Genomic DNA, 18,180 nt, shown 5'->3' on the forward strand with positions numbered 1-18,180 from the left:
ATTTACGCCTCCCCCTTTTTATCAACTTGCTGCGATTTATTCAAGTCGGCCGCATTTTCAAAGGTTCCCGGGTCACCCTGACCTTTGTTGCTTCTGCGCCTTTTTAACATTTTTACAACCGTTGAATTCATTAACATTGCAAAGGCGGAGAAATAAATGATTACGGCTATTACCACATCAATGATTTCAGGCTTGAAGCCGTACAGGCTTGCAAGAGTTCCACCCCGCTGAATATGAGAAACAAAAATGGCCGAGAAAATAATACCCACGGGACTGTTGTTTCCCAATAGTGCTACCGCGATACCGTTAAAACCGTTTGCCGCTATAACATTTATAGGTTCATAGGTCATGCTGCTGCCGGCTATGGTGGATGGGGCCAATATTGCAAATGCTCCGCCAAGTCCCGCCATGGCTCCTGCAATAACCATTGTAAGTATTATATTCCGCTTGCCGTTCATGCCTGCATAGCTTGCAGCGTATTTATTGTAGCCGGTGGCTTTAAGTTCGTAACCAAAGGTAGTTTTATTTAATACAATGTATAAAATCAACGCTACGGCAACTCCGATTATAAAGGAAATGTTCAGGCTGGAATTCTTTATACCCAGTGAAGGCAGCTGTGCCGAAGCCGGCAGGTATGCCGTTCTGGTCTTGGAGGAAATATACATTGCCGCATTTCCCTGAATAAGCATGTCCACCAGATACATACCTATATAGTTGAACATAATGGAGGTTATAACCTCGTTTACATTGAGCAGAGCCTTGAATATACCGGGTATAAAGCCCCACAGCATTCCGCCGGCCATACCTGCCAGAACGCATACGAGCCAGTGGAGACCGGGGGGCAATTCCCACATAAAGCCCACATACAGAGCAAAGAACATGCCCATGGTATACTGGCCCGAGGCTCCGATATTGAACAGTCCCATTTTAAAGGCGAAGCCCACAGCCAGACCGGTCATCAATATGGGGGTGGCAAAGTAGAATACGTCGCCTAAACGTTTCAGGCCGCCCACCAGTACCATTTGAAAGCCTGCCGATGCATTAGCAGGGCTTGCAACAAGCATTACAATAAAGCCGAATATGAGGCCCAAAAATATTGCCAGCAGTGCAGCTGTAAAGGCCGAAAATCCCTTAAGGCCCGTCAGTCTTTTAAAATCAACTTTTCTGGATGAAGAAACTGTATTGTTACGCATTTTCGATCTCCTTTACAGTGTTACGTTTTGCACCTGACATGTAAAGTCCAAGTTCCTGAACTGTTGTTGTTTTTGGATCCAGCTCCCCGACTATTTCACCCTCATACATTACGAGAATGCGGTCACTTACATTCATGACCTCATCAAGCTCCAGGGATACCAGTAAAACAGCTTTTCCCGCATCACGGGTCGCAACCAGCTGTCTGTGAATGTACTCGATGGCTCCCACGTCAAGACCGCGGGTAGGTTGGACAGCCACAAGCAGCTGATGCTGCTTGTCGATTTCCCGTGCTACGATGGTCTTCTGCTGATTGCCGCCCGACATGCTCCGGACAACGGTTTCGGGGCCTTGTCCACTGCGCACGTCATATTGTTCAATAAGTTTCTCAGAATAGGAGCGCACAGCCGAGCTCTTTATAAAACCGGACTGCTGGAACTCAGGTTCCCAGTAACGCTGTAAAACCATATTCTCCTCAAGGGAATAATCCAGTACAAGACCGTGCTTGTGCCTGTCCTCGGGAATGTGGCTCATACCTGTTTTGGAACGGGTACGGATGGACGCTTTAGTTATATTTGTATCACAGAGTTTAATGCTTCCTTCACTTAACTTTTCCAGGCCGGTAAGTCCCGACACAAACTCCGTCTGGCCATTTCCGTCAATACCTGCCAGACAGACGATCTCACCCGCTCTGACATCAAAGGAAACATTTTTAACTGCATTGTTCTTATGGGTTTTGGAAGGGACGGTTACATTTTGAACTGAAAGAACAACCTTTCCCGGGTTGGCGTCTTTCTTGTCAACTTTAAAGGTAACATCTCTTCCAACCATCATTCTTGACAGCTCTTCCTTATTGGTATCCTTTATGGCAACGGTACCTTTGTATTTTCCCTTCCACAAAACGGTACAGCGGTCGGCCACTGCCATGATCTCGTTCAATTTGTGGGTTATAAACAATATTGATTTTCCCTCTCTGGCAAAACCCCGCATTATTTCCATAAGCTCGTCGATTTCCTGCGGAGTGAGAACTGCAGTGGGCTCGTCGAAAATTAAAATATCATTTTCACGGTATAGCATTTTTAGAATTTCCACACGCTGCTGCATGCCCACTGAAATTTTTTCAATCAGCGCATCGGGATTGACCTTTAAACCATACTTTTCGCTCAGCTGCAATACTTTTTCTCTTGCTTCCTTCCTCTGAATAAAGCCGGATTTGCTGGGCTCAACACCTAAAATAATATTCTCTAAAACTGTGAAGATTTCAACAAGCTTGAAATGCTGATGCACCATACCTATTCCAAGGACATTGGCATCGTTAGGGTTATTGATTTTGACAGGCTTTCCGTTCATTTTGATTTCGCCTTTTTCGGCCTGGTACAGACCAAAAAGAATACTCATAAGAGTTGATTTACCGGCACCGTTTTCTCCCAGCAGGGCATGAATTTCGCCCTTTTTTAACCGCAGGGTTATATTGTCGTTTGCTATAATTCCCGGAAACTCTTTTGTAATATTGAGCATTTCAATAATAAATTCTTCCATAAGATTAAGCTCCCCGTCTGCGTGCTCTGCACGTAGTAAAAAATTGTAGCGTATTGTGAGATGTTACATATTATATAATAAATTATTTTTAAATAAAAAGAAAGGTGGCAAAGCCACTTTGCATTTTTTTACATACAATTAAAGGGGAAGGTGTTTCCTTCCCCTTTAAGACACTTAATAATAATGCAGGCCAGTAATTATTTTTATTATCTTACTGTAACCTTAACCTTCTTGAGATTCAATTGTGAAGTGAGTTCATCTGCTGTGGCATATCCGGTTTTAGCAGCAACATTGATCGTATTGATAGGCTTTACCGAACCGTCTTTGAGTGTTGCCAGTACGGCTTCATAATCAGCCTTCTTGAAGGATTTGAATCTGTCAAAGGCATCTGCCTTTTCATCTCCGATTACTGTAGTCGGGAGTCCTATACCATCATTTTTGGAATCAAATATTGTAGTTTTACCTGCATAAGTATCCCATTTGTTATCCTTGTAAATGGATGCAAGTACATGGTAAACAGAACCGCCAAGTTCCTTCATTGCGGATGTTATAACCGTATCGCTGTCATATCTCTGGTCAATATCAACACCGATAACTTTTTTTCCTGCTTCTTTTGCAGCTGACATAACACTCTTACCTACTGAACCGCCGCAGGCAAATATAACTTCTGAACCTTCCTGGTACATAGTCTTGGCTGTAGCCTTGTTGGTATCTGTTTCAGCAAAATCACCTGTATAGTGGTAAATAACCGAAACCGAACCATCACCCAAACCTAATTTGGCAGCAGCAGCTTCGGCACCCTGAAGGAAACCGTAGCCGTAAGCCTGAACGGCAGGAACTGCCATACCGCCCATGAAACCAAGCTTTGTCATACCGTCGGTAATAGCTGCATAACCTGCCAGGTAACCTGGTTCCTGTTCAGCGTATTTAACACTGGCCACATTGGATTTTATATCTGGTGGGGCGCCATCCTCCGCTTTGTGAGGTACTCCGTCTAAAAGTATGAATTTTACATCCGGGTATTTGGTCTGAGCTTCGTATACAGGTACTTCAAACAAAAACCCTGGTGTTACGATAGTCTTTGCTCCGCCTGTTACAGCGAGGTCAATAGCTGCAAGATAACCTGCATCCGAGGCTTCTTCAGGCTTGTAATACTTGTGAGTAATTTTGTTTTCATCTGCAAACTTAACTACTCCTTCCCAGGATCCCTGGTTAAAATTTTTGTCGTCGATATTACCTTTGTCGGTGATCAGTGCAATCTCAAACTTACCGTTGTTGTCTGAGCCTGTGCCAGCATTAGCACCGCAGCCGGTGAACATTACAGCTGACATTACAAGAGCCATCCCTATTGCTAAAATCCTCTTCATTAAAACGTGCCTCCCTATTTTTTTGTTTTGTATTTCATTTATATTGTAGCATCCCTTGTTAATTTAATACAATATAATCCAACCTTAAATTTTGAAAATTATCCTAATTTAGCATGTATTTATTTCATAAATAATATGTAATGGCATAAAGGTTTTTTTCAATATTTCCCTGTTGCCGGGGATGGGCCATTTAATTTTACATAAAGTCAATTACGGTTGAAACCTCTATCTTTCAGGCGATAGTAATTGATTTTCAGATGGATTATAATGGGTGTAACATACTGTTGGGATGCAATTGGTGATAGCATGTGCTGATTTTGCATTGAACCGCTTGAGATTCTGAAGGTATGAATGGAGGTCCATATGAATGACAGAAAAATGACATGTGGAGCCCTTGCCCATTCCGCCGGTTATTGAAAATATGCAGCTGCCCGACTCATCCCTTCCTTTCCCGGGAAGTCTTTTGATCAACCGGCTGAATAGCAGCTGGAGAAAAAGCAGGAGCAGAAAGGTATTCACTGAGACAGATTATCTGAGAATGTTCCATAATTACTGGAACAATGAAGCTCCGGAATTGAGTAAATATCAGAGATAAGATGAGTAGTTCTCCGGGTGGGGAATGGGCAATTTTGCTTCCGGCATTTCGGTTGGATTTAAGTATAGAAAAGCCGTTGGTTTTTGGGAAAATGCCCATTCTCTTCATAAAAGGGTCAAAGCAGCAGTACAAAAAGACAGCAACAGTAATATTGCGTTAAAATTATATGCAAGTCTGGAGCCTGCACTTGAAGACTCGGTGTTTTACAGCCTATATGACAATTTTTCAAATAAAATATCAGCTTTCACTGCATATATTCTTAAGCTCAAGGGGAAAAAGAGAGGCCTTGGGATAACGAATCTGGGACGCATGGATATCCCGGTTGAATATGGTCTCTATAAACTGGAAACGGTTTTCTTCATACCTCCGTACTGGCCGAATAATGAAAAAGTGCTTGGCATTGTGACCTCCGGAGGCAGAATGAATGTAAGTATCCAGTATCAGCCCTCCGCCATTGAACCTTCAATAGTCAGTACGGTTTGGAGTGCCGCACGGAAGTGTCTCGAGGAGGCGGTAGGATAATTTAACTTGTTGTGCCAATTTTGTTTTGCTTTGCAGACAGATTTATCTTGAGTCAACTGGCACACGAGGACAACATAATTCAGCGGGAATAATGTGCGATCCATCGAGTTAAGTTAGCCTTTTGTGCAAATTACAATTTAGTTTTGCTTTACAGAGACATTTATCTTGAATCAACTGGTACGCGAGGACAACTTCATAAAATAAAATGCACGGTTAAAAAGAATTACGTTAAATTGTCGACGAAGGTAAAGAGGTTTTGCCGGCAAAGCAGCAGGACGCTGCTTTGAGCTTCAAATCGAGACAGGATGTCGAGTTTGAGCGACGGCAAAACCTCTTTAAATGAGGCGGTACAATTTTCGTAATTGTTTTGGGTGCATTTTATTTTATGAAGTTAGTACGGAAGTTACCAGTTGATATAAAACCAGATAGATAAAGCAAAATTAGCACAGCACGCTAATTTAAAGTACTGGCCTCAGGTAGTATTATTATGTTGATTAGCAGCTTATAAGTATTTATAATATTATATAGTGTTGTATTACTTAAAAGTAAATTGTGTATAATTGTGCCGAGTATTATCAAGTATTATGTAGTACGGTCGAATAAAAATATTTTTGTCTTTTATGGTAGAACGGGAGGAAAACAGAAATGCCTATTACTGAAATATTATCTAAAAATGCCGGATTATACGGATCAGAGACATGCCTTACCGAAATAAATCTTGATCTCCAGGACAGTCATAACATTATATGGAAGGAATATGAACTGATAGAGAACAATCCTGCCGGAGAATACCGGCGCGATATGTCCTGGCGCGTCTTTGACGAAAAAGCCAACAGGATGGCCAATCTGCTGCTGAAGAGGGGAATTCAAAAAGGTGACAAGGTTGCTATTCTCATGATGAACTGCCTTGAGTGGCTGCCAATATACTTTGGAATCCTCAAAGCCGGTGCCATCGCAGTACCCATGAACTTCCGGTACACTGCAGAAGAAATCAAATACTGCCTTGAGCTGTCGGAAACCACCTCGTTGGTTTTCGGACCTGAGTTCATAGGCAGGATTGAATCCATATATGATCAGATACCACAGGTAAAAACCCTGTTTTTTGCCGGAGAAAACCGTCCGACTTTTGCGGAAAATTATGACCGTCTTACCGCAAACTGTTCCTCCGAGGCTCCTGATATAAAGCTGACTGATGAGGACGATGCGGCTATATATTTTTCTTCGGGGACAACGGGTTTTCCAAAAGCAATTTTACATACACACAGGAGCCTGATGTCAGCCTGTTATACAGAATACCACCACCACGGACAGACGCGCGACGACAATTTTCTTTGCATTCCTCCGCTCTATCATACCGGAGCCAAGATGCACTGGTTCGGAAGCTTTCTGGCAGGCAGCAAAGCAGTGATTCTGCGCGGAATAAAGCCTGAATGGATTCTCAAAACGGTGTCGGAGGAGAGGATAACCATTGTCTGGTTGCTGGTGCCCTGGGCGCAGGATATTCTTGACGCTCTGGACAGGGGAGAGGTCAGACTGGAGGATTATGAGCTGTCGCAGTGGAGGCTGATGCACATAGGTGCCCAGCCCGTTCCGCCAAGCCTTATCCGCCGCTGGAAGCAATACTTCCCGCACCACCAGTACGATACCAACTATGGACTGAGCGAATCCATCGGCCCCGGCTGTGTGCATTTGGGAGTTAAAAATATACACAAGGTTGGTGCTATCGGTATTCCGGGACATGAATGGGAAGTCAGGATTACCGATGAAAATGGCATTTCGGTCTCACAGGGCCAAGTGGGTGAGCTGGCTGTAAAAGGACCCGGAGTTATGAAATGCTACTTTAACGATCCAGAAGCAACTGCTGCCGTCCTTAAGGAAGGGTGGCTGTTTACCGGAGATATGGCCAGAATGGATGAAGACGGCTTCATATATCTGGTTGACAGGAAGAAGGATGTCATCATAAGCGGGGGAGAGAACATATATCCGGTTCAGATAGAAGATTTCCTCAGGGCTCACAAGGCAATAAAGGATGTGGCGGTTATTGGCCTGCCCGACAAGCGGCAGGGAGAAATCGCGGCAGCCATTATTGAGCTCAAGTCCGACTGTGCCTGTACGACAGAGGAAATCGAAGCCTTCTGTGCTCCGATGCCCCGTTACAAACGCCCTAAAAAGGTTATATTTGATACAGTACCCCGCAACCCAACCGGAAAGATAGAAAAGCCCAGGCTGAGGGAGAAATTCGGAGCATCCAGCCTGGTAGCGGCTCAAAATGAAATAAAGTAATAAATATTTATTGACATTTTGCATATTATAAATTAATATTACTAAAAAACGGACACATGACAAAATAGCGTTGACAAGGAGGAGTACATACTCACCGGAAGCAAAGAGAGAAGATGGTTGGTGGAAATCTTCGTGAAGGAGGTATGGAAGTAGCCTTTGAGCTGTGAACCGAAAGGAGCGATCCCAGTAGGCTTCAACGGAGATTTCCACCGTTACAGGGAAAGCGATATCGGATAAGTTAACAGGTTTGAGATTATCCCGTATTGACAGAGTGCAGATAGTTTATCTGAATTTAGGTGGTACCGCGGACGCATGTAATCCGCCCTAAGCTTTAAGCAATTAAAGCCCAGGGCGGATTTTTTGTTGTGTTTCGTGAAAAAATCTGAAGCGATGGAGGAGGACTGTTATGCAAAAAAATTATGATTTCATACAGACTGAAGGTGAAATGCAGAAATTCTGGAAGGAGAACAATATTTATGCTTTTGACAGGGAAAGCCGGAGGGAGGTTTATTCTATCGACACACCACCGCCTACTGTCAGCGGAAATCTGCACATAGGGCACATTTTTTCCTATGCGCAGGCCGAAATGATTGCAAGATTCAAAAGAATGCAGGGATATAACGTATATTATCCTTTTGGCTTTGACGACAACGGATTGCCCACTGAACGGCTTGTAGAAAGGGAGGAAGGCATTATGGCCCGGGACCTTCCGGAAGGTGAATTTATAAAGAAATGTGCAGCCACTGCCGGAAAATATGAAAAAGAATTCAGGGATCTGTGGGAAGGCCTGGGTTTCTCGGTAGACTGGTCTCTCCAGTATGAAACCATTAATCCAATGGTGCGGAGAATATCCCAGAAATCCTTTATCAGATTGTTTAAGGAAGGAAAGGCATATATGAAGGAAGCTCCCGTTCTGTGGTGTGCCGGATGCCGGACCTCAATAGCCCAGGCAGAACTGGATACCCTTGAGAAGGATACCGCCTTCAATTTTATACTGTTTACGGTAGGAGAAGAAAGGCTGACTGTGGCCACAACCAGACCTGAATTGCTTTATGGCTGTGTTTGTCTTTTTGTAAATCCCCGGGACGAAAGATATAAGAAATACCTCGGAAAAAATGCACAGGTTCCATTATATGGTCATTCCATTCCCGTACTGGCAGATGAAAAGGTCGATCAGGATAAAGGCACAGGTGTGGTTATGTGTGCTACTTTTGGTGACAGTACTGATGTTGAGTGGTATGAGAAGCACAAGCTGCCTTTCAGAAGGGTTATAGAGCCCGAGGGCACTATAAGCGAAACTGTTCCCGTTATCGGAGGATTGCAGATAATGGAGGCCAGAAAATTGATTATCCGGCAGCTTGCCGACCGGAGTCTTTTAACCGGGTCACAGAATATATCCCATACTGTTGCGGTTCACGAGCGGTGCGGCAGGGAAATTGAGATCATACCTTCGAGACAGTGGTATATAGATATTCTTTCAAACAGGGATGAGCTTCTAAAAGCAGCTGACAGAATCAACTGGTACCCCGCCCATATGAAGAACAGGTATATTCTGTGGGTTGAAAATTTAAAATGGGACTGGTGTATTTCCCGGCAGCGCTATTTCGGGGTTCCAATACCGGTATGGTATTGTAAAAACTGCGGTGAGCCTGTAACTGCAGGTGAAGAACAGCTGCCGGTGAATCCTGCCGAAACAGCCCCTGAAAGGGCCTGCTCCTGCGGATGTAAGGATTTTATTACCGAGAGCTCGGTATTTGATACCTGGGCCACCTCGTCATTGTCCCCGCAGATCAATGCAAAATGGGGTGAGAAGGATGACATGTCCGGCAGGCTTTTGCCAATGAGTATGAGGACACAGGCTCATGAGATAATCCGTACCTGGGCATTCTACACAATTGTTAAAAGCCTGTACCATACAGGGGAAATACCCTGGAAGGATATTATGATCTGCGGTTATGTGCTTGCAAAGAAGGGAGAAAAAATCAGCAAATCCAAAAATAACTCCGGGCTTTCTCCGGCTCAGCTGATTGAAACCCATTCTGCTGATGTCATAAGATATTGGGCTGCAAACGCCAGATTGGGTACTGATACCTTCTTTGCAAGCGATGAATTGGCTATTGCTAAAAGGTTTATTACAAAACTCTGGAATGCAACAAAATTTGCAGCCTCACATCTGCAGGATTTTGAACCCGGTACTGAAATCACACTGCTGCCTGTGGACAGATGGATAATTGAAAGCTGCAGGCAAATGGTTTCAGAGGCGGTAAAGCAGCTTGACCGCTATGAGATAGGTCTGGCCAGGCATGAAATTGATGAATTCTTCTGGAAGGACTTTTGCGATTACTATCTGGAAATTGTCAAGGAGCGTTTGTATCAGCCTGACAAGCACGGGTATCAGGAGAGACGTTCGGCACAGACCGCACTTTATTTCAGCATGTTGAATATCCTGAAATCGTATGCATTATATGTTCCGCATATTACCGAATATCTCTATCAGGAGTTTTTCAGACAAAGAGAGGGCTGTATATCCGTTCACAGGCTGTGCTGGGAAAAGGTGGGATCTATTGATAAAGAGACCATAGGTTTTGGAGAAAAATTAAAGGCCATAATATCCGACACCAGAAGGTATAAATCGGAAAACTCATTGTCCATGAAGGCCGGAATGGAAAAGGTCGTTATTGAATGTGACGGGTTTTACAAAGCTATGTTCGAAAAAACCACCGAAGACATAAAAGCCTGCTGTAATGCAAGAGAGGTTCAGGTTTTAAACCGGTACACCTGATGAGGGTGCAATATACGGCAAAGAAATAATCTCCAGGCGATGGATTATATATCATACTGCCCGGAGATTATTTTTTTGCATATTTATATTGGCTGTATTGACATGTAAGTATACCGTTAGTATACTATATATTGTAGCGCACTATACTAACGGTATACTTTGTATACTATGAGTAAACCATATGTACGTGCGTATATACTGCATAAAGTTTGGTACGACAGATAAGCAAACGTAAATATGTAATTGGTGTTACTTTAACAAAAGTACATTTATTATTCGAATAAAAATCTCATGGAGGGGATTACCAATGGAGAATATGACCAGGAGAGATAGAGAGAAATTGTTAAGAGAAGAAGAGATAGTATCGGCAGCCGAAAAGGTGTTTCTGGAAAAGGGCTTTGAGGCTGCTTCTATGGATGAAATAGCCAGGGCTGCCCAGTTTACAAAAAGAACCTTGTATCAGTATTTTGAAAACAAAGAGGATTTATACTTTGCAGTTGTACTTAAAGGCTTTAAAAAACTATTTGCATATCTGGCTGAAGCCGTTGACGACAAACAATGCGGGTTTACACGGATAGAGCAGACCTGCAGGGGTTACTACCGGTTTTTTAAGGAAAATCCCGATACCTTCCGTACCTTCAGCTATTGGGGCCATGTTAAAAAGAAAGCTGATGCCGGAAGCAAGAAGAAATATGAGCTTGCTGAGTTTAACAACTTAATGTTTAAGTCTGTAGCCGGAGTAATTGATGAAGGCAAGGCTGACGGAAGTATCAAACCCGGATTGGACTCTGACAAAGCCGCCTTCAGCCTGGTTTTTATGCTGACAGGCTTTATGAATCAACTGTCTGCAACCGGTGAGAACTTTACAAAACATTTTTCACTGGATATCGAGGATTTCAGTGCCTATTCAATTGATTTGATGCTGGAAACGCTAAAGAGGTGATAATTATGAAGCCAGTCGGGATATTTTATTTTTCAGGTACCGGGAATACAAAGCTTGTTGCCGAAATGATACGGGAGGAATTCATAAAAAACGGTTATGAGGTTGATTTGATAAGAATTGAAGATGTATTGAAAGGCAGCTGTAAGTTTGATCCCGGCAGATACGGCCTTATCGGGATCGGTTGTCAGGTAATAGGTTACAGTGTTCCGAATATCATGTATAAGTTTTTACGCAAAGTCCCTGAAGCTGAGAATTCCAGAGTGTTTATTTTCCGTACTGCAGGTGGAGTGGGGCCGGTTAATTACAATGCGTCAAATCCTGTTAGAAGAAAGCTGACCCGTAAAGGCTATGAGGTTTTTCATGAAAGAATGTTTTCCATAGGCAGCAACTGGATTAATAAATTTGACACTTCAGTTGTGAGGCAGCTTTACCTGGCAACACAAAAAAAGGTTGCTGCAATGTGCGGAGAGGTAATAAACGGACAGAAGAGAGTTCTTAAAACCGGACTCGGACTTAAACTTGGTATAGGACTTGCCGCACCTGTATTCTCAGTGCTTTTCAGATTTATGGGAAAGGATTTGAAAGTAAGTGAAGCATGCACACATTGCGGGTTGTGTGTAGATAACTGTCCAGCCGGCAATATATATGAAAAAAACCATGATATCAGATTCAAGCTGTCCTGTAATTGTTGCCTGAGATGTGTATATTCATGTCCTCAGAAGGCGCTGAGTTTTAAAAGGCTGACTTTTATCCCTGTAACAGGAGGATACGATATCAATAAAATCCTCAATCAAGCTTGTGAAGAAATCTCCGGCGAATCAGCTACAAACAGGGTTCCGCTATTTTTTAACGAATATGTCAGCAACGGGAAAATGTAAGGCAATGGTTAGATGATGGGGTATTTATATGAATTTTAAAAATAAAAAATTATTAATATATAGGATCGCTGTATTTACCGTTTGTGTATTTACACTGTTTGGTATGGATTTTTTTAATATAGGTGAAGCTGGTTTCAAAACGTACAGCGGGGGAGCTGGATTGCCGGAAATGCAGTTCGGCTGTGATCCTGACAGGCTTTATTATATCATTGGACGGCTGGGCAATGAAGGGAGATTATTTTATCTCAGATCCTTATTGTATGACTTTATTTTCATTGCCGGTTTTGCACTGACTCAGGCTGAGCTTATGAAAATATTCATAGGCAAGGGGTTAAACGGTAAATGGCGATATACGGTAAGCCTGTCCTATTTGCGAGGATTTTTTGATATAATGGAGAATATACTAATAATTACCATATTGACCCATTACCCAACGAGGTTATACCTGCTTGCGGAGCTCGCATGCCTGTCAACAACCCTTAAATTCATTACACTGGCGTTGTGGGTAATGGCGGCATTGATTGCAGTTGTAATGAATATGCTTATGAAAAAAGATAAAGACAGTATTTATTGACATTACAAATCCCTGTCAACCTTGACATATTTGAAAAATAGAGCTTTAATATTGAGATAACATGAAATTGGAAGAAGAGGTAATTGTAAAAATGGAAGCTGCTATCAGAAACATGCATTTGACAGAGCTAAAAAGCTTTTATAAACGTATGACGCTGGATTTTGCCGAGGGGGAATACCCGCCTTATGATAAGCTGTATGTGCAGCTGGAAAATAATATTCAGAAGGGCCTGGTCTTTGTCAAAGACGGCAGGGATTGTGCCTATGCCATATGTGCCGGGGGAACTGAAAATAACTTTGTGCTTATCAGCTTCTTCGCAGTGTATGAGGAATTCAGGGGAACCGGAATCGGTACGGCTTTCCTTGAAAAGATAAAGGAGCTCTATTCAAATGCCGACGGTATTATAGTGGAGGTTGAAACAGTAGAAGAGGCTCTCAATGAGAAGGATATATCCGTGCGTGAAAAGAGGATGAAATTTTATAGAAGAGCGGGTTTCAACATGGTTCCGGACATAAAATATTCTATTTGGAACGTTCCCATGCATTTGATGGTGCTTCCCTGCAAGCTTCCCCAAAAGTTTATTAACGAAAATATCGGTACTATTATATACGATATATATTTCGCACTTCTGGGAAAGGAAAATATTCATAAAATGGAGTTTGAAAAATTATAGGCAAGCGGGAAAAAATTAAACGCCCTGTACCGTTTTATCACGGAACAAGGGCGTTTGTTTACTTTCCGAGTATGCTTGCAAGTAAACGTTTGAGAAGAGGTTTCTTTTTGACTGCAGTTACTGCCGCTGCATTTTTGCCGGCAGCTTGTCCGCTTTCGGTACCTGCACTCCGGACGTAATCCCTGCGGTCAAAACGGTCTCTTCCGGTATTTGGCTTCCGTTCGACACCGGATTTCTGATTTGCCGGTTTAGCTTTCACCTCTCCCAAACCTTCTTTGCCGGTTTCCTTTTTAACGGTGCGGGCATCAGGAACGGTGCGCACCTTCTGCCTGTTGGGAGCAGCAGCTGATGCAGGACTGTTATGTCTGACCGGTGACTTTTCTTCTCCGCTATCTTTGGATTTGGTGCGGGAGATGTTATTTTCACGCACTTTTTGGTTGTTGCGGGGTTTACCTTCAGCCGGATTCTTCTGCCTTTCACCTGCTTTTGGGGACCTGCTCTGGCCTGAGCTCCTAAGGGAACCCTTATCTGCTGTTCCGGCAGACAAACGGGGCGTTTTAGCCGGCTTTTCCTTTAGAGCATTGGCCGCCAGCCAGTCTGCCGCCTCGGCTTTACGCCGGTTGAGCAGCTCCTCTGAAGGCAGGTCGGTTTCAGGTATCATGGCGCCGATATGTTCTTCTATTTCATAAAGTGTCATTATATCGTCACTCGTGACCATTGAAACAGCTTTTCCACCGTTGCCGGCTCTCCCTGTACGGCCGATCCTGTGTACATAGCTGTCTTTTTCAACAGGAACATCATAATTGATTACCAGTGAAAGATTGTCAATATGGATACCTCTTGCAGCAACATCAGTTGCAACCAGTATGTGAAATTCACCTTGCTTGAACTGCTGGATGGTTTTTGTTCTTTTTCCCTGGGGAATATCTCCGTGCAGTGCTTCCGAAGCATAGCCCTGCTTTGTTAAAAAGCCTTGGACATGGTCGACAGCTATTCTTGTATTACAAAAAATCATACAGCTTTCAGGCTGTTCAACCAAAAGCAGTCTGTTGAGCTGCGTACGTTTTTCATTTGGCAGTACCCTGTAATATTCCTGCTGGATTGAATCCACGGTTTTGGTCTGAGATTCAATCTCTATGGTGACGGGATTCTTCATATATTCGCTGCAAATCCTGTGTATTTCGGGAGGCATTGTAGCTGAAAACAGGAGGGTTACCCTATCCTTCGGGAGGGATCTTATTATTCTTTTTACCTGGTCAAGAAATCCCATATCCAGCATTCTGTCGGCTTCATCCAGTACGAGGAAACGGATGTTCTTTGTAATCAGGTTTCCCTGCTGAATGTGGTCGAAAACTCTGCCCGGTGTTCCTGTCACTATTGTAACGCCTTTTTTCAGAGCCTGCACTTCGGTGGTCATATTATGCTGGCCGTATACCGCAGTAGTTTTATGAGAAAGATGCTTTGCCATCTTTTTTATATCGCTGTCCACCTGGACAGCAAGCTCGCGTACCGGTGCGAGAATTAAGCCTTGCGGCGCCGCCACCGCCGGATCGGTCAGCTGAAGCATTGAAACACCGAATACAGCTGTCTTTCCGCTGCCGGTCTTTGACATCACTATGAGGTCTTCTTTGTTTAAAATATGGGGTATGCCCCTGCTCTGCACCTCGGTAGGTGTTTGAAAGCCCATTTCGTCCAGAGCCTTTAATATTGGTGGTATAATTCCTAAATTATTAAAACTGTTTTCCATGATATCTTCTTTCGTTATATAGAATGTTTAAATTATATCATTAAATTGTTATTTTTTCTAGGTAAAGTGAGAGAGGGGCATTTTGCTCCAATTTACCTAGTCAGGTACTTCAGTAATTATTGGAGAGTGGATGTGTTGCCATTAAAAGTGTTATTATATTAAAAGCGTTAGTAAATTGACTTGTTGTGCTGATTGAAATTTTTTATTTTGATTTATCGATAATTATATCCTAATCAACTGGTATGCGAGGACAACTTCATGAAATAAGATGCACGGTTAAAAACAATTACAATAAATTGTCGACGAGGGCAAAGTGGTTTTGCCGTCAAAGCAGCAGGACGCTGCTTTGAGCTTCAAATCGAGACAGGATGCCGAGTTTGAGCGACGGCAAAACCGCTTTAAATGAGTCGGGACAATGTTTGTAATTGTTTTGGGGGCGTCCTTATTTTATGAAGTTAGTGCCAAGCACCAGTTGGTATAAAGCATTATACAGGTAAAGCAAAATTTAAATTAATCAGCACAACAGATTAAATTAAATGATTTTAATCGGATGGAGTTTATATGATCACATTGCTGCTTTTAATAATTTATCTGTCATTTATCAGTCTGGGACTGCCCGACTCGCTGCTGGGTTCGGCGTGGCCTGCGATGAGGGCCGATATGGCTCTGCCTGTGTCCTATGCTGGCATACTTTCATTTATCATAACCGCCGGAACAATTGTCTCAAGCTTATTAAGTGAAAAGGTCATAAAGAGATTCGGGACCGGTGCTGTGACAGTGGTCAGTGTTACAATGACTGCAGTTGCCCTACTTGGTTTCTCATTGTCACCAGGCTTTGTATGGCTGTGCTTTTTAGCAGTGCCTCTGGGCCTGGGGGCTGGCTCTGTGGATGCCGCACTCAATAATTTCGTGGCATTGCATTACAAGGCCAGTCACATGAGCTGGCTTCACTGCTTCTGGGGAGTGGGAGCTACGGCCGGTCCGGTTATAATGTCTTTTTTCCTCACCGGGGCGGGGGGCTGGAAAATGGGTTACAGGACAATTGGCGTAATACAGGCCTGTTTGGTTATAATACTTTTTATTTCACTGCCCTTGTGGAAAAAAGTCGGCAGTGAGATAAAAAGCGATGGGACGGCCGGGGAATCACGAAGGTTTGGGGATATGCTGCGGATCCCGGGAGCAAAGCCCGCCTTCATTACATTTTTTAGCTACTGCGCATTGGAGGCTGCTGCGGGACTTTGGGGGAGCAGCTACCTGGTGGGCAATAGGGGAATATCACCCGATACCGCAGCAAAGCTCATTTCACTGTACTATTTTGGAATAACTGTCGGAAGGTTTTTATCTGGTTTTGTAACAATGAAACTGAGTAATAAAACTTTAATCAGATTAGGAGAGGGTATTATCGTTGCCGGACTGGCATGCACACTGCTTCCATGGGGGAATACACTGCTGATCGCTGGCTTCCTTCTTATTGGAGTGGGCTGTGCTCCTATTTTTCCCTGTATGCTGCACGAAACTCCCAACCGCTTTGGAAAAGAATTGTCACAGGCCTTTATGGGAATGCAGATGGCCTTTGCCTATATAGGTTCTACTTTAATGCCGCCCTTGTTCGGATTACTGGCACAGGGTTTTTCCTTTGCGCTGTACCCGTTTTATCTTATGGCTCTCCTGGCAATAATGGTTTTAGCCAGTGAAAAGACCAACCTTTCAGTTTTAAAGGCCGGCAATTAAAAGATTGTTCACTTAATGTTTATTTTGAGTACACACCGAGTACACATCATACCAATATAATCTGCCTATAAACTTAAATTTAATTTTTACGGAGGTAGTAAGGTATGAAAAAAACAATAGTTTTATCACTTGTGGCTGCATTGTCATTAACATCTTCAACAGCCATAGCACAGGCAATGCCTGCAGACCGGGAAATTACGGCCGGAGATACTGGAGTTCAGGCGTTTAAAGCCGTGACCGCATCCGGACCGGAGGAGTTTGCACCGGTTGAAATTTCAGGGGTGGTTGAGGAAATTACCCAGACTGATATGAAGGTAAAGGTTCAGGACGGAGAAACTTATATGGTACCGCTGGGACTTTTGTCGAAACAGGAGGGCTTTGATGCTCTCGGCCTTGCAAAGGGTGTGGAGGTTTCTCTGAAAAGTATGCAGGCGGGACTGGGCAAAACAATTATGCTTACCGCAGCTGCAGGGCCGGCCTTAACCATAAAGGGAGACAAGGCGGATGAAAATGCTGAGGTGAAGGATAAAGACGGCAATGCTGTCAAGACTTTGCCGTCCCTGGCAGTAAGTCAGGAGCTTGAGGCAGGAAATGTAATTGTTTTCTCTGAGGGCAGTGTCGAAGGTTCTCAAGCGGAAATAAAGAAATTAGAACCTGTGGACGGTGTAAAAGTATTTATGCCGTCGGAGGTATCCGCCAACGGAAAGACAGTAAAGCTGGATATAAAAACTGCCGCAGCTGCTTATAGCATAATAAGCATTATGCCTGCGGAAATCTCAGGTACTGTGGAAAGTATAAATGAATCCGAAATGTCTGTTAAAACAGGGGACGGAAAAGTTTACACTGTTCCGCTGGCGGCATTCGGCAGCATGGATGAGTTCAAAGGGCTTGAAATTGAGAACGGAACAGAGGTATCGGTAAAAAGGCAGCCAGTTGAAAAAACTGCAAATATTACAGGAAGTGCTTCAATAGCAGCTGTTAAGATAATTAATTCCGAAACAGATTTGAAAGCGGGTACAAAAGCGGAACTGGGTGAGCTTAAGGAGGCAAAGCTTGTTTTCATAGCCCATGAGATCACCGCAAACGGAAAGACTGTTAAATTAGCCGAATAAAGTGCGCTTTTAAACTGGCACCACGTGTTAATTTAGTACTCCAATAAGAACTTCAACAAATGGAGCTTGACATTTGTTGAGGTTTTTATCCGTGCATCCGGAATCAATGTTAGAAGCAATGTGAATTCATATATTGCATTTGTCTGTTTGGGCAGCCGCCGGCATTGTCCCTTGGCTTCATTGTCTATTGATGAACAGTCAAAAGCATTAGCAGAGATAAGTATTAAAGTAAGATGTGAGGAA

Annotated in this window: 14 protein-coding genes and 1 other annotated feature; of the genes, 10 read left to right on the plus strand and 4 right to left on the minus strand. The window is 43.4% G+C overall.

The genetic code is table 11. The annotated features are described in order from the left end of the window. Positions 1–2 precede the first annotated feature (2 nt). From CTER_RS24915 to CTER_RS24925, 3 genes are all read right to left on the minus strand, one after another. Entirely contained in the window at positions 3–1,193 is a 1,191-nt protein-coding gene (locus CTER_RS24915; protein WP_004630566.1) for an ABC transporter permease, read from the minus strand. Further along, the gene (locus tag CTER_RS24920; protein ID WP_004630558.1) at positions 1,186–2,730 is read right to left on the minus strand and encodes an ABC transporter ATP-binding protein; all 1,545 of its coding nucleotides are present in this window, start codon (positions 2,728–2,730) and stop codon (positions 1,186–1,188) included. The genes CTER_RS24915 and CTER_RS24920 overlap by 8 nt, the downstream gene beginning before the upstream one ends. Before the next feature lie 206 nt (positions 2,731–2,936). Continuing rightward, complete coding sequence (locus CTER_RS24925; RefSeq protein ID WP_004630560.1) at positions 2,937–4,097, minus strand: BMP family lipoprotein; 1,161 nt, start codon at positions 4,095–4,097, stop codon at positions 2,937–2,939. Positions 4,098–4,482: 385 nt separating this feature from the next. On the opposite strand from CTER_RS24925, the gene CTER_RS24930 reads away from it, so the two are divergent. The 8 genes from CTER_RS24930 (at position 4,483) to CTER_RS24965 (ending at position 13,347) form a co-directional block, all read left to right on the plus strand. Continuing rightward, the gene (locus tag CTER_RS24930) at positions 4,483–4,692 is read left to right on the plus strand and encodes a hypothetical protein (RefSeq protein ID WP_040762104.1); all 210 of its coding nucleotides are present in this window, start codon (positions 4,483–4,485) and stop codon (positions 4,690–4,692) included. A 24-nt stretch (positions 4,693–4,716) separates the two neighbouring features. Further along, complete coding sequence (locus CTER_RS24935) at positions 4,717–5,214, plus strand: hypothetical protein (RefSeq protein ID WP_004630548.1); 498 nt, start codon at positions 4,717–4,719, stop codon at positions 5,212–5,214. Between the two features lie 645 nt (positions 5,215–5,859). Beyond that, entirely contained in the window at positions 5,860–7,497 is a 1,638-nt protein-coding gene (locus CTER_RS24940; protein WP_004630666.1) for a class I adenylate-forming enzyme family protein, read from the plus strand. 61 nt (positions 7,498–7,558) lie between these two features. After that, positions 7,559–7,827 (plus strand) — a binding site (T-box leader). Positions 7,828–7,903: 76 nt separating this feature from the next. Beyond that, the gene (locus CTER_RS24945) at positions 7,904–10,279 is read left to right on the plus strand and encodes a valine--tRNA ligase (RefSeq protein ID WP_004630673.1); all 2,376 of its coding nucleotides are present in this window, start codon (positions 7,904–7,906) and stop codon (positions 10,277–10,279) included. 307 nt (positions 10,280–10,586) lie between these two features. Further along, positions 10,587–11,222, plus strand: a complete 636-nt coding sequence (locus CTER_RS24950; RefSeq protein ID WP_004630655.1) for a TetR/AcrR family transcriptional regulator — start codon at positions 10,587–10,589, stop codon at positions 11,220–11,222. Between the two features lie 5 nt (positions 11,223–11,227). Continuing rightward, positions 11,228–12,100 carry an EFR1 family ferrodoxin gene (locus CTER_RS24955; RefSeq protein WP_004630621.1) on the plus strand — a complete coding sequence of 291 codons (873 nt, stop codon included), beginning with the start codon at positions 11,228–11,230 and terminating at the stop codon, positions 12,098–12,100. A gap of 28 nt (positions 12,101–12,128) precedes the next feature. Further along, positions 12,129–12,674 carry a hypothetical protein gene (locus CTER_RS24960; RefSeq protein ID WP_004630652.1) on the plus strand — a complete coding sequence of 182 codons (546 nt, stop codon included), beginning with the start codon at positions 12,129–12,131 and terminating at the stop codon, positions 12,672–12,674. A 61-nt stretch (positions 12,675–12,735) separates the two neighbouring features. Continuing rightward, positions 12,736–13,347, plus strand: a complete 612-nt coding sequence (locus CTER_RS24965; protein ID WP_004630631.1) for a GNAT family N-acetyltransferase — start codon at positions 12,736–12,738, stop codon at positions 13,345–13,347. A 58-nt stretch (positions 13,348–13,405) separates the two neighbouring features. Here CTER_RS24965 and CTER_RS24970 read toward each other — a convergent pair whose 3' ends face one another. Continuing rightward, positions 13,406–15,094, minus strand: a complete 1,689-nt coding sequence (locus tag CTER_RS24970; RefSeq protein WP_004630554.1) for a DEAD/DEAH box helicase — start codon at positions 15,092–15,094, stop codon at positions 13,406–13,408. A 561-nt stretch (positions 15,095–15,655) separates the two neighbouring features. Here CTER_RS24970 and CTER_RS24975 point away from each other — a divergent pair. Continuing rightward, the gene (locus CTER_RS24975; protein WP_004630647.1) at positions 15,656–16,825 is read left to right on the plus strand and encodes an MFS transporter; all 1,170 of its coding nucleotides are present in this window, start codon (positions 15,656–15,658) and stop codon (positions 16,823–16,825) included. Between the two features lie 104 nt (positions 16,826–16,929). Next, positions 16,930–17,937, plus strand: coding sequence for a hypothetical protein (locus tag CTER_RS24980; protein WP_004630639.1), 1,008 nt, complete (start codon positions 16,930–16,932; stop codon positions 17,935–17,937). Positions 17,938–18,180: the final 243 nt, after the last annotated feature.

The sequence above is a fragment of the Ruminiclostridium cellobioparum subsp. termitidis CT1112 genome (genome assembly GCF_000350485.1).
Lineage (GTDB): Bacteria > Bacillota > Clostridia > Acetivibrionales > DSM-1351 > Ruminiclostridium > Ruminiclostridium termitidis.

Coding starts and splice junctions, on each gene's coding strand:
- CTER_RS24950 (WP_004630655.1), top strand. CDS start 10,587: ATGGAGAATATGACCAGGAGAGATAGAGAGAAATTGTTAAGAGAAGAA.
- CTER_RS24935 (WP_004630548.1), top strand. CDS start 4,717: ATGGGCAATTTTGCTTCCGGCATTTCGGTTGGATTTAAGTATAGAAAA.
- CTER_RS24960 (WP_004630652.1), top strand. CDS start 12,129: ATGAATTTTAAAAATAAAAAATTATTAATATATAGGATCGCTGTATTT.
- CTER_RS24955 (WP_004630621.1), top strand. CDS start 11,228: ATGAAGCCAGTCGGGATATTTTATTTTTCAGGTACCGGGAATACAAAG.
- CTER_RS24925 (WP_004630560.1), bottom strand. CDS start 4,097: ATGAAGAGGATTTTAGCAATAGGGATGGCTCTTGTAATGTCAGCTGTA.
- CTER_RS24970 (WP_004630554.1), bottom strand. CDS start 15,094: ATGGAAAACAGTTTTAATAATTTAGGAATTATACCACCAATATTAAAG.
- CTER_RS24965 (WP_004630631.1), top strand. CDS start 12,736: ATGAAATTGGAAGAAGAGGTAATTGTAAAAATGGAAGCTGCTATCAGA.
- CTER_RS24940 (WP_004630666.1), top strand. CDS start 5,860: ATGCCTATTACTGAAATATTATCTAAAAATGCCGGATTATACGGATCA.
- CTER_RS24975 (WP_004630647.1), top strand. CDS start 15,656: ATGATCACATTGCTGCTTTTAATAATTTATCTGTCATTTATCAGTCTG.
- CTER_RS24920 (WP_004630558.1), bottom strand. CDS start 2,730: ATGGAAGAATTTATTATTGAAATGCTCAATATTACAAAAGAGTTTCCG.
- CTER_RS24915 (WP_004630566.1), bottom strand. CDS start 1,193: ATGCGTAACAATACAGTTTCTTCATCCAGAAAAGTTGATTTTAAAAGA.
- CTER_RS24945 (WP_004630673.1), top strand. CDS start 7,904: ATGCAAAAAAATTATGATTTCATACAGACTGAAGGTGAAATGCAGAAA.
- CTER_RS24980 (WP_004630639.1), top strand. CDS start 16,930: ATGAAAAAAACAATAGTTTTATCACTTGTGGCTGCATTGTCATTAACA.